Here is a 12,553-nt window from a genome sequence, read left to right as displayed (position 1 = left end):
CACACCAGGAAAGGCCCTCTTCGTGCAGATCACCAGCATCGGTCACGCCGGTTTCCACATCCAGACCACCGCCGGATCGATCCTCTGCGACCCCTGGGTCAACCCCACCTACTTCGCCTCGTGGGTGCCGTTCCCGGACAATTCCGAACTCGACTGGAAGACACTCGGCAACTGCGACTACCTCTACGTCTCGCACCTCCACCGGGATCACTTCGACGAGAAGAACCTGCGCGAGAACGTCAACAAGGATGCGACGGTCCTGCTCCCCGACTACCCGGTGCCGGACCTGCGTCGTGAACTCGAGAAGCTCGGTTTCACCAAGTTCATCGAGACCACGGATTCGGTGAAGACGACGGTCACGAACGACAAGGGTTCGCTCGACGTCATGATCATCGCGCTGCGCGCGCCGGCCGACGGGCCGATCGGCGACAGCGGCCTGATCGTCTCCGACGGCGAGACCGTCTGCTTCAACATGAACGACGCCCGCCCGATCGACCTCGACGTCATCGACGACGCGTTCGGTCACGTCGACGTCCACCTCCTGCAGTACTCGGGCGCCATCTGGTACCCGATGGTCTACGACATCCCGCGGAAGTCGAAGGCCAACTTCGCATCTCAGAAGCGTCAGCGCGGAATGGACCGTGCACGTTCGTACATCGAGCAGGTCGGCGCGACCTGGGTCGTGCCGTCGGCGGGTCCGCCGATGTTCCTCGACGAGGAACTGTTCTACCTCAACGACTTCGGTTCCGGGGAGACCGCCGACAAGACCTCGATCTTCCCGGACCAGGAAACCTTCCTGGAGCAGATGCGCATCCACGGCACCGACGACGGCGAGAAGCATCGCGGCCTGATGATGGTCTCCGGTTCGGTCGCCGACTTCACCGGTTCGACACTCAACGAGGTCAGCCACCCGTACGCCCCGGGAGACGTGTTCGGCGAGAACAAGCGCGCCTACCTCGAGCGGATGAAGGAGAAGTTCGCCCCGGTCATCGCCGCGGACAAGGCAACCTGGGCACCCGCCGAAGGCGAGCCGCTGATCGGCGCACTCCGCGAACTCTTCGAGCCGATCATGGCTCAGTCGGACCTGGTCTGCGACGGCATCGGCTACCCCGTCGGCCTGGTGATGACCCCGGGTGGCGGTCCGGCGAACGACGCCACCGAGACCGTGGTGCTCGACTTCCCCAACCGCATCGTGCGTGAGCCGAAAGAGGGAGAAGGCAAGTACCGCTACGGTTTCCGTATCGCCACCGAACTCGTGCGCACGGTTCTCCGCGACCACGAGCCGGACTGGGTGAACACCATCTTCCTGTCCACGCGCTTCACCACGTGGCGCATCGGCGGATACAACGAGTACCTCTACACGTTCTTCAAGTGCCTGACCGACGAGCGCATCGCCTACGCCGACGGCTGGTTCGCCGAGGCCCACGACGACTCGGCGTCGATCACCAAGGACGGCTGGGAGATCCAGCGTCGCTGCCCGCATCTGAAGGCTGACCTCGGCAAGTTCGGCGTCATCGAGGGCGAGAAGCTGACATGCAACCTCCACGGCTGGCAGTGGGATCTGACCTCGGGCCGCTGCCTGACGTCGAAGGGCCACGAGCTGCGCGCGAGCAAGCTCGACTGACGCGATGACGGCGTCCGAACGGACCTACGCCGGGCGGCCGGTCAGCGATCGCGCTGCCGAGCGTCGGCGCCGGTTCCTCGACGCCGCCCTCGTCGAGTTCACCGGTGCCGCCGGATACGCCGGCTCCTCGGTGACCTCCATCTGCCGGGCCGCCGGACTCTCGCGCCGGCAGTTCTACGAGGAGTTCAGCGACCGCGAGGACCTGCTCGTCGCGCTGTACGACGAGATCCAGCACGCGGCGCGCGACGCCGTCGCAGAAGCATTGGCGGGCATGGCTTCCCGCGATCTGCGGCGGCTGGCAACGGCGGCGATGAGCGCCTACATGACCTCGGTCGGCACCGACCCGCGTCGTGCGGAGGTCTCGTTCGTCCAGATCGTGGGAGTGAGCTCCCGCGTCGAGCAGCACCGCCTCGACGGGCGTGAGGAATGGGTCGAGTTCTTCGTCGCGGCCATGGCCGACTTCGCCGGGCGCGCACCGAGCGAACGGCAACGCCACCTCGCGATCGCCTACGTCGGAGCGCTCACCGGGCTCGTCCACCGCTGGAGCGTGTCGCCGGACCCGGCACCGCTCGACGACATCGTCTCGGTCCTCTCCGACATCCTGCTCTCGTTCGCTGAGCTCTAGCGTCTCACTGCCCGACGATTGTGCGCCGGCACACATCGATGTATCTTCGCTCGAAGTGTGAGACACAGGCGTCTCACTATCTCGAGGGGGGCTTCATGGGTCGAACATCAGTCGGGAGAACGAGGTGTGGCCTGCGAACATTCATCGCAGCGCTGGCTCTCGCGCTCGTCAGCAGCACAGCACTGGGCGCCGGGACCGCCGCCGCCGTGCCCGTTGCACCGCCCCTCCCGTTTCCGGTCCCGCCGGCCATCCCCGAGTTCGACAAGGACTTCTACCTACCCCCTGCGTCGGCATACGCGGACAAGAAGCCCGGCGAGCTGATCGCCGCCCGGCGCGTCCACCTCGCCGCGCTGTCGGTGATCCCGATCAACGTCGACGCCTGGCAGATCTCCTACCGCTCGACCAACACCCGGGGCGAGGCCATCCCCGCGGTCGCCACCGTTCTCAAACCGAAGGGTCCGGCGAAGCCCGGACCGTCGAAGCTGGTGTCATGGCAGTCCGCCGAGGACTCGACCGCGCTGTACTGCTCACCGTCGTATGCGCTGCAGCAGGCATCGATCCCCGGTCAGCTGACCGGGTCGGTGGACTCCGCCTACGAGGTCCTGCAGATCACCTCGCTGGTCGGCGCCGGTTGGTCGGTCGTCATCCCCGACCACCAGGGACCCGAATCTGCTTTCGCAGCGGGCCCTCTCGCCGGACGGATCACCCTCGACGGCATCCGCGGCGCACGCGATTTCGCGCCGCTCGGACTGAAGAAGGACCTGCGGGTCGGGATGATGGGTTATTCCGGCGGAGCGATCGCGACCGGTTGGGCCGCGGAGCTCCACGAGCAGTACGCGCCGGAGCTGCCTATCGTCGGTGCGGCCGAAGGCGGTGTCCCCGCGGACATCCGGGCAATGGTGGACCTGGCCGACAAGAACGCCGCGTCGGGGCTCATCCTCGCCGGCATCATCGGCGTCAGCCGCGAGTACCCCGAACTCGACCGGTTCCTGCAGCGCAATCTGAATCCGCTCGGAAAGGCGCTGCTCGCGAGCAAGAATCCGTTGTGTCTCACCTACCAGGCAGCGCTGGCACCGTTCGTGGACATCAAGGGCCTGGTGAACCTACCTGACCCGCTGAGCTACCCGACGCCGCGAAAAGTGCTGGGGCAGCTGAAGATGGGAAAGCATGTCCCGCGGTTCCCGATGTTCATCTACCAGTCGAATCCCGACTGGATCGCCCCGGTCGGCCCGGTGAACGAATTGGTGCGCACCTACTGCGCCGACCCGGACGCCAGCGTCCGATACGTCCGCGACCACTTCAGTGAGCACATCTCGCTCGCGATCGAGGGTTTCGCGCCGGGGATCGTGTGGATGCGGGATCGGCTGGACGGCAGACCGGCCGGAATCGGTTGCACCACCGCCGATCAGGGCTCGATGGCCCTCGACCCGAAGACCTGGCGGGCATTCGTCAACCTCGTCGGCAACAACCTGGCCCTGGCCATCAACCAGGAACTCGGTAATCCTCCGCGCCTGCCCTAGGGCACGGCTCCGGCCCGCGCGGCGGGGAGTCGCCGGTGATGTGCACCCCGCATCACCGGCGACCCGGCCGCACCAGGGCGAGTGACGCGATGCCGGTCTTGAAGATCGGCTGCTTGGACGCGACATCCCAGTCGGTGGGGGTCAGTTCGTTGGCGGCCCGTTCGTGTCCGTTGGCGTCGCAATCCCAGTACCCGTAGTGGAACGGGACGAACAGCACGCCCGGGCGGATGCCCGTGATGCGCGCCGAGGCGGTGATGGTGCCCCGGGGGCTGGTGATCGCGAGCAGGTCGCCGTCCAGGATGTGCCGGGCGTCGGCGTCGGAGGCCGAGAGTTCGACCCATACGTCCGGCGCCGCTTCCTGCAGTTCCGGGGCGCGCGCGGTCTTCGTGCGAGTGTGGAAGTGATACACCGTCCGACCTGTTATCAGCGAGAACGGGTAAGCGTCGGAGGGGATTTCACCGGGTGGCAGGTAGGGAGCCGCCTTGATGAGCGCCTTGGCATCGGGATTGAGCTTGCGGTACTCGTCCGGTTTCACCGGGTCGCCGGTCACGATGTCCTTGCCATACGACTCGCAGTAGTCGGGCGCACTGTAGAACTCCCCGTCCGCGTAGAGCCGCTCGGTGCCGTCGGGGGCTTCGTCGGTGCACGGCCATTGGATGCCGCCCCGCTCCCGGAGCAGGTCATAGGACAACCCCGTGTAGTCGCAGGGGCGTCCGGCGCTGCATTCCCGCCATGCGTCGAAGGCCGACGCCGCATCGGTCCAGGAGGGCAACGGGGCACCGTCCTTGTCGCGGAAGCCCATTCGCCGTGCGTAATCGAGGAAGATGTCGAGGTCAGGGCGTGACTCACCAGGAGGTGCGACCGCCTTCTCCGACAGATGGACGGTGCGGTCGGCGTTGGTGAAGGTCCCGGTCTTCTCGCCCCACCCCGCGGCCGGGAGTACCACGTCGGCCAGCTCAGTCGTCTCGTTGGTGAACATGTCCTGGGCGACGACGAACAGACCTTCCTGAGTCAGGATCGAGCGGATGCGCGACAGCTCCGGCAGGGACACAGCCGGATTGGTCGCGGAGATCCACAACATTCGTAGGGATCGCTCCTCGGCGAGTTCGAAGATCTTCATCGCGTGCGTCGGCGGGCCATCGTGCGAGAGCTTGTCCTTGTCGACGTTCCACAGTCGCGCCAGTTCGGCGACGTGGTCCTCGTTGGCCCAGTTCCGGAATCCGGCGAGATCGCCGTCCGCACCGCATTCCCGAGTGTTCTGGGCAGTTGGCTGCCCGTTCATCTGCAGGACGCCACATCCGGGTCGGCCGAGCATTCCGCGGATCAGGTGGAGATTGTTCACCTGCACCGCGGCTGCGGTCGCCTGGTTGGACTGGTAAAAACCCTGCAGCACCGTCGAAACCAGCTTCTTCGCAGTCCCGAGAACGCGGGCAGCACGGCGAATCTCGTCGGCGTCGACGCCGCAGATGTCGGCGGCCCGTTCGGGCGGGTACTCGGCAACCATCTCGCGCAGTGCACCGAAACCCACTGTGTGCGAATCGATGTAGTCCTCGTCGATCCATCCGTTGGCGATGATCTCGTGCAACAGCCCGTTCATCAGGGCCACGTTGGTGCCGGGCAGCGGAGCGAGATGGACGGTCGCGTGCCGTGCGACCGGCGTGGGGCGCGGGTCGACGCAGACGATCTGCGGAGGGTTCGGTCCGGCAAGCCGGTCGAGGGTTCGCATCCAGGTGACCGTCTGGGTCTCGGCGATGTTGTGACCGAAGAGCGCGATCACGTCGGCGTGGTCGATGTCGGTGTAGCTGCCCGGTTGACCGTCGCTGGCAAACGATTCCTTGAGAGCTTCAGCGGCGGTGGCGGTGCACAGCCGTGTGTTGCCGTCGACGTGATTGGTGCCGATCGCACCATGGGCGATCACGCCCAGTGTGTAGTACTCCTCGAGGAACAGCTGGCCCGAGGTGTAGAAGCCGATCGCCGACGGTCCCTGGTCGTCGAGCAGTTCACGAGAGCGCTTGACGATCCGATCCATCGCCACGTCCCACGAGCACTCGACGAGTTGCCCGTTCTTCCGGATGCGTGGGCGTGTCAACCGGTCGCGAGACGAACTGGCCTGCCACCCGTACAGGTCCTTCACGTCGACACGGCCGTGGTTCACCCGGTCGTCAGCACGCCCGCGCACCCCCACGATGCGATTGTCGGCCACCGCGATGTCGAGCCCGTCGCCGTTGGAATGCAACACCGACGCCGTCCGGACCCACCGCTCGACCGTCTCCGTGGTGACGCCGTCGGCGAGGTGCTGATCGACGCGGGTGGGCCAGTCCTCACCTGGACCGTACGGAGTGCGCCGACCCCAGGGGTCTTGGATTCTGCTTGTCGCATCACTGCCGGACATATCCGGGCGGGTACCCATCGCTATCAGTTTCATTCCGGGGTACCGCGGGTACGCGTTTTCCAACTGACATCGACGGGGAGAAACCATTGACGACTGTCACCGAGATACTCGAGGCACATCCTGTCCGCGACGACATCGATGACGCTGTGCTCGCGGCCTGCATCCAGGCGTGCGCCGAATGTACGCAGGCCTGTACCTCGTGCGCGGACGCATGCCTCGGCGAGAGCGGCGTCGAGCATCTGGTCGAGTGCATCCGCGCCGACCTCGACTGCGCCGACCTGTGTTCCATCACCGAACGAGTGCTGCTCCGACGCACCGAGGCCAGCATCGCGGTGGTGCGGGAGACGCTGGAGGCGTGTGCGGTCGCGTGCCGGGCGTGCGCCGACGAGTGCGCCAAACACGCCGACATGCACCAGCACTGCCGCATCTGCGCCGACGTCTGCCGACGCTGCGAGGAGGCCTGCCGCGCGCTGTTGGACGTCATCGGCTGATCGGGCTCGAACCCCGCCGCCGGCGATCGTTATGGATGCGTTGTCGGCCGGGCACGATCCGACGTCGATGGTTGCCGTCGGACGGGCCTGGGTAGGCAGACGAATACGGTCGAGAGAGGCGCCACATCAGCGGCGCCCCGGTCGAACCCGACAGTGAGGAGAGAAGAACATGGCTCAGTACCGCGTCGTGGATTCCGACGAAAAGGTCATCGAGGAGAAGGATTTCGATGACGCCACCAGTGCATACGACTGGTTCAAGACCGTCGCCGCACCCGAGGACAGCCTCGGCACCGTCATGCAGGTCCATGACAACGGCGAGTGGAAGAACTTCGAGGTGTCCGACGGCGGCACCAACAAGCACCCCTCTGCCGACGCGGAGTGATCCCGAGGCCGGCGGGCGGCTGCCTCAGCAGCCTCCCGTCGGTCGTCCGGCGAACCGGTTGTCCAGGAATGCAAGAGCCTCGACGCTCCACGGGATGAACGCCGCCGTGTGTGACAGACCGCGGTATTCCGTGAAAGTCGTGGGCACACCGCGTCGACAGAAACTTCCGGCCAGACGTGCGACGTCGGCCGTGATCATCACCCCGTCACCGACGCCGTCGGAGTTCCCGACTCCCAGCATCATCGGCGACCGCGGGGTACCGAGCGTCCCCATGACGTTCTTCGATAGTGCCCGGCGTGCACCGGGAACGTCGAGGATGCCACCGACCCCGGGCTTCAATAGCTGACGGTCGGTGAGCCCCGGGTACGCGTCGGCGAACTGTTCGATGCACTGCCCCGCCACCTGGCGCAGAATGCGGGTGCCTTTCGGGGACAGGTAGTCGGGCAGGTTCAGGCCGTAGGTCTCGTCGTAGACCGCCATCAGCGCCGGGATGACTCCGGTCCAGTCCTGCTTGCCGTTGACGTAGCCCAGGTTGTGGATGGGATCGACGACCACTCCACCGGCGGCTGCCCCGATGATGTTGAGTTCCGGCGCGTACTTCGGCGCCAGCTCCGCACCGAACCCGGTCGGTACCGATCCGCCCGAGTAGCCGAACAATCCGATCGGCGTTCGTGCCGGGGCACGGAGCTGACGCAGCGTCGCCCGGAGACCGTCGAGTGCAGCGTAGCCGGATTCGCGCGCGATCGTCCAACGCAGACCACGTCCCTCGTAATCGGGTACCGACACCGTGTACCCGGCAGCCATCAGACCGGCGATCAGGCTGATATCGATCGGCCGCTCGGACATGTTGCCGCCGCGGAGGGTGTACGACGGGTCGCACTGGGAGCCGAGCGCGTCGTAGAAGGAGTGGTAGGACACCAGACGACGCGGTGCCCCCGGCCCGACACCCGGCGGAGAGACGACGGTGGTGACCGTCGACGTCGGGTTGCCGAAGTTGTTGGTGCTGCGGTACAGGATCTGCGTCGCGAAGATCGGCACATCCCTTCCGCGCCAACCGAGTTGGACCTGGCGGGTGCGCAGTATCGCGCCCGGCGCGCGGTTCTCGTAACCGCGGGGCGGGACGTAGAACGGGTCCTGCGACGGGAGTTGACCCGGCGCCGCAACGGGGTTCGGCACCGGCGCGGCGGTTGCCGGTTGGGCCACCAGGCACAGGGAGACCCCCAGGCCGATCACGGAGGTCAACGTCACCAGGAACCGCAGCATCAGGCGCATGAGCAGTAATGATGCCGTTGTTGCCGGATATCGGACGGGTTCCGGAGCATACCTGGCACAGTTCAGCCGACCGGTGTGCTCTCCCCCGCCCGTTCGACCTCCTCGACGACCGGCGACATGGCGACGACCACCGCGCCGATGACGGCGGCGATGAACGCGATCACTGCGACCGGTCCCCACCCGTCCCGGACGGTGTCACCGAGGACGACGATCCCGATCACGCCCGGCACCACGGTCTCGCCGACCACCAGCGACGCCGACGCCGCGCTCACCGCCCCCTTCTGCAGGGCGACCGTGAACATGTAGAACCCGCCCGGCCCGGCCAGGATGATGGCGTACAGGGCCGGGTCGGTGAAGAGTTCGCCGAGATCGAAGGGGTCGAGGCCGTCGAGAATTCGGACCGCGACGGCGAGAACACCGAACAGGACACCACCGGACAGGCCGGCCAGCACGGCGACCCGGCTCTGCATCCGCGGCAGGATCGCCGCCCCGAGCCCGAGGATGATCACCGCCGCGACGAGCACAGCCCAGTGCAGCCACCATTCGTGCTTACGTCCCTCGTCGCCGGCCGCGAATCCGAGCAGCACCAGCGCCACCACGACAACGCCGATCGCGATCCAATCGCGCTGCGACAGCTTCGCTTTCAGCACGATCGTGGCCAGGACCACTGTCACCACCAGGTTGGCGCTGACGATCGGCTGCGCGAGGAACAGCGGGATCATCCGCGCCGCCACCATGTTGCCGAGAAATCCGATGCCGTCCAGCGCCATTCCCGCGATGAACGCCACCGTCAGCATGGCCGAGATGGTCGACCGCAACGACGGCGCCTCACCCGGCCCGGCACCGGTGTCGTCGACGCTCTGCGCGCCCCGTGCTTGCAGCACCGAGGCCGTTCCGTAGGCGAGCGCCGCGAAGATGGCGGCGAGGATTCCGATCAGCATCGGATCAGTATCCCCGCTTCAGCCAGAAATTCCGTCAGAGACCGGGACCTTCGGCACGCAAGTTGTCCACCTCGTCCATTGCGGCACGCAATTTGCCCAGCCACTCCTCGGTGTGGGCGCCGACGAGCTTGACCGACCAGGCCAGTGCGTCGGCCCGCGATCGGGCGACGCCGGCGTCGACGAGGGTGTCGAGAACGCGCCGTTCCGGCTGACGGAGCCGTGTCATGACCGGTACTGCGAGGTGGGTGAAGAGGACTCGCTCGTCCCCGACGGCGACACCCCACGAGACCTTTCGGGCGTAGCGGGCCTGCGCCTCGTCGGCGATCGACATCCGTTCGGAGCGGGTGTCCTCGCGGAACCTCGCCGCCCGCCCCTGCGCTGCAGCCCGTGCGTCAGCATCGTCGCCGGTCTCCGGAGGTTCCAACGTTCCGATGACGGTGATCTCGTCACGGTCGACGGTGACCTCGGCCGGTCCGGAGAACCACGCGTCGGGTAGGCGGCCGGCGAACCAGGCGGCGGCGTCTCCGGCGTCGGGCAGTTCGGCTTGCTGCCAACCTCCTCGACGACCGCCCGGCCCTCGGTTCCCCTGTTGTGCGTTTCTCATGGCCGCCTCCTCGCGCGGGCGTATTACATGATTACAGTGTTACACCCGTTGCGGCGAGAAGTCACGAGCTTGTTTGCCGGTCCTCGTCAGGCGCTGATGGTGTCGAGTTCGGCGATGTCGTCGTCGGTCAGCTGCAGTCCTGCACCGGCGATGTTCTCTCGCAGGTGGGCGCTCGACGATGTCCCCGGGATGAGCAGGAGGTTCGGCGAGCGCTGGAGCAGCCATGCCAGAGCAACGGACATCGGCGTCGAGCCCAACCGCGTGGCGACGCCGGACAGCGCTTCGGACTGCAGCGGCGAGAATCCACCGAGCGGGAAGAACGGGACGTACGCGATGCCGTCGGCAGCGAGCTCGTCGATGAGGGCGTCGTCGCCGCGGTGGGCGAGGTTGTACATGTTCTGTACGCAGACGATCGGGGCGATGGAGCGTGCCTCCGCGACCTGCTCAACGGTCACGTTGCTGACCCCGAGGTGTCGGATCAGCCCTTCGCGCTGCAGGTCGGCGAGCGTTTCCATCCCCTCGGCGATAGAACCCTCTTGCAGCCCCAGCGTGTCGCCCATCCGCATGTTGACGAGGTCGAGCACCTCGACGTCCAGGGCGCGGAGGTTCTCGTGCACCTGTTTACGGAGATCCTCGGGTGTCCGCGCCGGCGGCCAACCACCCTCGGCATCCCGGTTGGCGCCGACCTTCGTCGCGATGAACAACGACTCGGGATACGGGTGCAGCGTCTCTCGGATCAGTTCGTTGGTGACGCGAGGTCCGTAGGCGTCGCTGGTGTCGATGTGGGTGATGCCCTGCTCGACGACCTCGCGGAGCACGGCGCGTGCCGCGTCGGGGTCGGCTGGCGGACCCATCACCCACGGCCCGGCCAGTTGCATTGCGCCGTAACCGAAGCGCGTCACGGTGGTATCGCCGAGAGTCCAGGTGCCGCCGGGGAGTGCGAGAGAAGTGTTCACGATCATGCCTTTCGTTCGGGGTGGTGAGTCAGTTCTTGAAGAAGTCGAGAAGGTCGGCGTTGATGGTCGCGGCGTTGACGGTGCACATGCCGTGCGACAGACCGGGATACACCTTCAGTGTTGCGCCGGGGACGAGCTCCACCGACAGTTCGGCGGAGTCGGCGATGGGGACCACCTGGTCGTCGTCACCGTGGAGGATCAGCGTCGGCACGCCGATGGCCTTCAGATCCTCGGTGAAGTCGGTCTCCGAGAACGCCTTGATCCCGTCGTGGTGCGCCTTCACGCTGCCGGCCATGCCCTGGCGCCACCAATTCCAGATGACGCCTTGCGAAACCTCGGCGCCCGGGCGGTTGAATCCGTAGAACGGTCCCGACGCGACGTCGAGGTAGAACTGCGAGCGGTCGCCGGCGACCCCGTCGCGGAAACCATCGAAGACCTCGACCGGCAGGCCACCCGGGTTGGCTTCGGTCTGCACCATGATCGGCGGAACCGCCCCTATGAGAACGGCTTTCGCAACGCGATCGGCACCGTGGCGTGCGATGTAGCGGGCCACCTCACCACCGCCCGTCGAGTGGCCGACATGGATGACGTCGCGCAGGTCGAGATGTTCGACGACCGCTGCGGCGTCAGCAGCGTAGTGGTCCATGTCGTGGCCGTCGCCGACCTGCGTCGAGCGTCCGTGGCCGCGGCGGTCATGGGCGATGACCCGGTAACCCTGCTGAACGAAGAACAGCATCTGGGCGTCCCAGTCATCGGAGCTGAGGGGCCAACCGTGGTGGAACATGATCGGCTGACCGCTCCCCCAGTCCTTGTAGAAGATCTCGACCTCGTCGGTCGTGGTGACGAATGGCATGGCGGATTCCTGACGGTCGTGCCGGTGAGGGCGTTGGTCGATGACCGCTCAAGCGTCGCCCGCGGGAGGGATTCATAGCCTCCGTCAAGTGACTGCATTCCGATTCCTGGACCGACTCAGGTCAGTAGGACTTCAGAAGGGCGGAGGTCCGTCCATCTGCTGACGTCGCTCGCGTTCCCGATGGTTGCGGGCACGTTCGGCTCGCCGGCGCGCGTGTTTTTGTGCGAGCCGGTTGGTGGCGGGCGGGGTGTCGTCGCCCGCGATCACCCGTGGTGTGGGTGGGGCCTGGGGTGGTTGCTCGTAGCGAATGCGCCGCAGGTTCGGGAACGAGTCTTCGAGATTCTCGGCGTCGCCAGGAATGACGAACCCCTCCGGAGTCCGGTATTCGGTGACCAGGCGACCCTCGTCGTCACGGTACTGAACATCGACCCAATCACCGAACGTCTTGTGCAGGTGCCCGAACCGGCACTTCGCGTTCAGATTCTCACTCGCCGTCGACCCACCCTGGGCAGGGTTGGTGCGGTCGTACTCGGTGACATGGTCGAGATCGGAGTCGAAAGCCGAACATCCGCAACCGGGTTCGGTGCAGTAGCCGTCACGAACCCGCACGAAGTCGGAGCACGCAGCGGTGGGTCGATACGGATCGGCGGATTGTGCACCCGGGAAGACGATCACCATGCCTGCCGGCGGGGCATCGGCCGATCTCGGCTCGACGGGGCTATCCGGACCGTCGGAAGTCTTTGTCGTCGGCCGCTCTGCGACAACGCGCGTCGGTGGTGTGCGGACCGGGGTGACGGGTGTGATGGTCGCGTCGGGCCGGTCGGCGAGGTCACGGACGTGCTCGTCGGAGACGATGCCGTGGCCGTCGACCCAACCGATCCCTGGTGCCCCGG

Annotated in this window: 12 protein-coding genes; 5 read left to right on the top strand and 7 right to left on the bottom strand. The window is 66.5% G+C overall.

The features are described from left to right. The first annotated feature begins 22 nt into the window (after positions 1-22). From GONAM_RS12135 to GONAM_RS12125, 3 genes are all read left to right on the top strand, one after another. Complete coding sequence (locus GONAM_RS12135; RefSeq protein ID WP_006867049.1) at positions 23-1,624, top strand: Rieske 2Fe-2S domain-containing protein; 1,602 nt, start codon at positions 23-25, stop codon at positions 1,622-1,624. A gap of 4 nt (positions 1,625-1,628) precedes the next feature. Then, the gene (locus GONAM_RS12130) at positions 1,629-2,249 is read left to right on the top strand and encodes a TetR/AcrR family transcriptional regulator (RefSeq protein WP_006867048.1); all 621 of its coding nucleotides are present in this window, start codon (positions 1,629-1,631) and stop codon (positions 2,247-2,249) included. Positions 2,250-2,344: 95 nt separating this feature from the next. Then, on the top strand, positions 2,345-3,769 hold the full coding sequence (locus GONAM_RS12125) for a lipase family protein (protein WP_006867047.1): 1,425 nt from the start codon (positions 2,345-2,347) through the stop codon (positions 3,767-3,769). Positions 3,770-3,821: 52 nt separating this feature from the next. On the opposite strand, the gene GONAM_RS12120 is transcribed toward GONAM_RS12125, so the two are convergent. Beyond that, on the bottom strand, positions 3,822-6,161 hold the full coding sequence (locus tag GONAM_RS12120; RefSeq protein ID WP_051992548.1) for a molybdopterin oxidoreductase family protein: 2,340 nt from the start codon (positions 6,159-6,161) through the stop codon (positions 3,822-3,824). Positions 6,162-6,247: 86 nt separating this feature from the next. Between GONAM_RS12120 and GONAM_RS12115 the strand changes: the two genes are divergently transcribed. Both GONAM_RS12115 and GONAM_RS12110 read left to right on the top strand, forming a co-directional pair. Further along, positions 6,248-6,652, top strand: coding sequence for a four-helix bundle copper-binding protein (locus GONAM_RS12115; RefSeq protein ID WP_006867045.1), 405 nt, complete (start codon positions 6,248-6,250; stop codon positions 6,650-6,652). Positions 6,653-6,821: 169 nt separating this feature from the next. After that, positions 6,822-7,034 (top strand): hypothetical protein, encoded by a 213-nt coding sequence (locus GONAM_RS12110; protein WP_006867044.1) that lies wholly within the window; start codon positions 6,822-6,824, stop codon positions 7,032-7,034. 24 nt (positions 7,035-7,058) lie between these two features. On the opposite strand, the gene GONAM_RS12105 is transcribed toward GONAM_RS12110, so the two are convergent. The 6 genes from GONAM_RS12105 to GONAM_RS12080 form a co-directional block, all read right to left on the bottom strand. Continuing rightward, positions 7,059-8,306 (bottom strand): lipase family protein, encoded by a 1,248-nt coding sequence (locus tag GONAM_RS12105; protein ID WP_006867043.1) that lies wholly within the window; start codon positions 8,304-8,306, stop codon positions 7,059-7,061. Positions 8,307-8,368: 62 nt separating this feature from the next. Then, the gene (locus tag GONAM_RS12100; RefSeq protein WP_006867042.1) at positions 8,369-9,247 is read right to left on the bottom strand and encodes a DMT family transporter; all 879 of its coding nucleotides are present in this window, start codon (positions 9,245-9,247) and stop codon (positions 8,369-8,371) included. Positions 9,248-9,281: 34 nt separating this feature from the next. Next, positions 9,282-9,851, bottom strand: coding sequence for an ATP-binding transcription factor AbmR (gene abmR / locus GONAM_RS12095; protein WP_006867041.1), 570 nt, complete (start codon positions 9,849-9,851; stop codon positions 9,282-9,284). A gap of 86 nt (positions 9,852-9,937) precedes the next feature. Beyond that, on the bottom strand, positions 9,938-10,813 hold the full coding sequence (locus GONAM_RS12090) for an aldo/keto reductase family oxidoreductase (protein WP_006867040.1): 876 nt from the start codon (positions 10,811-10,813) through the stop codon (positions 9,938-9,940). A gap of 22 nt (positions 10,814-10,835) precedes the next feature. Further along, a complete protein-coding gene (locus GONAM_RS12085) occupies positions 10,836-11,660 on the bottom strand; it encodes an alpha/beta fold hydrolase (protein WP_006867039.1) in 825 nt (274 codons plus the stop codon). 132 nt (positions 11,661-11,792) lie between these two features. Beyond that, a partial coding sequence (locus GONAM_RS12080; protein WP_006867038.1) for an HNH endonuclease signature motif containing protein occupies positions 11,793-12,553 on the bottom strand: 761 nt, incomplete at its 5' end.

The organism is Gordonia namibiensis NBRC 108229 (genome assembly GCF_000298235.1).
In the GTDB taxonomy this organism is placed as follows: Bacteria; Actinomycetota; Actinomycetes; order Mycobacteriales; family Mycobacteriaceae; genus Gordonia; species Gordonia namibiensis.
Note: the sequence above shows the minus strand (reverse complement) of the source record. Positions and strands in the feature narration are given on the sequence as shown.

Bases quoted from the DNA above. Each gene is read 5' to 3' on its own strand.
- abmR (WP_006867041.1), bottom strand. From the start codon at position 9,851: ATGAGAAACGCACAACAGGGGAACCGAGGGCCGGGCGGTCGTCGAGGA.
- GONAM_RS12105 (WP_006867043.1), bottom strand. From the start codon at position 8,306: ATGCGCCTGATGCTGCGGTTCCTGGTGACGTTGACCTCCGTGATCGGC.
- GONAM_RS12125 (WP_006867047.1), top strand. From the start codon at position 2,345: ATGGGTCGAACATCAGTCGGGAGAACGAGGTGTGGCCTGCGAACATTC.
- GONAM_RS12120 (WP_051992548.1), bottom strand. From the start codon at position 6,161: ATGTCCGGCAGTGATGCGACAAGCAGAATCCAAGACCCCTGGGGTCGG.
- GONAM_RS12085 (WP_006867039.1), bottom strand. From the start codon at position 11,660: ATGCCATTCGTCACCACGACCGACGAGGTCGAGATCTTCTACAAGGAC.
- GONAM_RS12110 (WP_006867044.1), top strand. From the start codon at position 6,822: ATGGCTCAGTACCGCGTCGTGGATTCCGACGAAAAGGTCATCGAGGAG.
- GONAM_RS12130 (WP_006867048.1), top strand. From the start codon at position 1,629: ATGACGGCGTCCGAACGGACCTACGCCGGGCGGCCGGTCAGCGATCGC.
- GONAM_RS12100 (WP_006867042.1), bottom strand. From the start codon at position 9,247: ATGCTGATCGGAATCCTCGCCGCCATCTTCGCGGCGCTCGCCTACGGA.
- GONAM_RS12090 (WP_006867040.1), bottom strand. From the start codon at position 10,813: ATGATCGTGAACACTTCTCTCGCACTCCCCGGCGGCACCTGGACTCTC.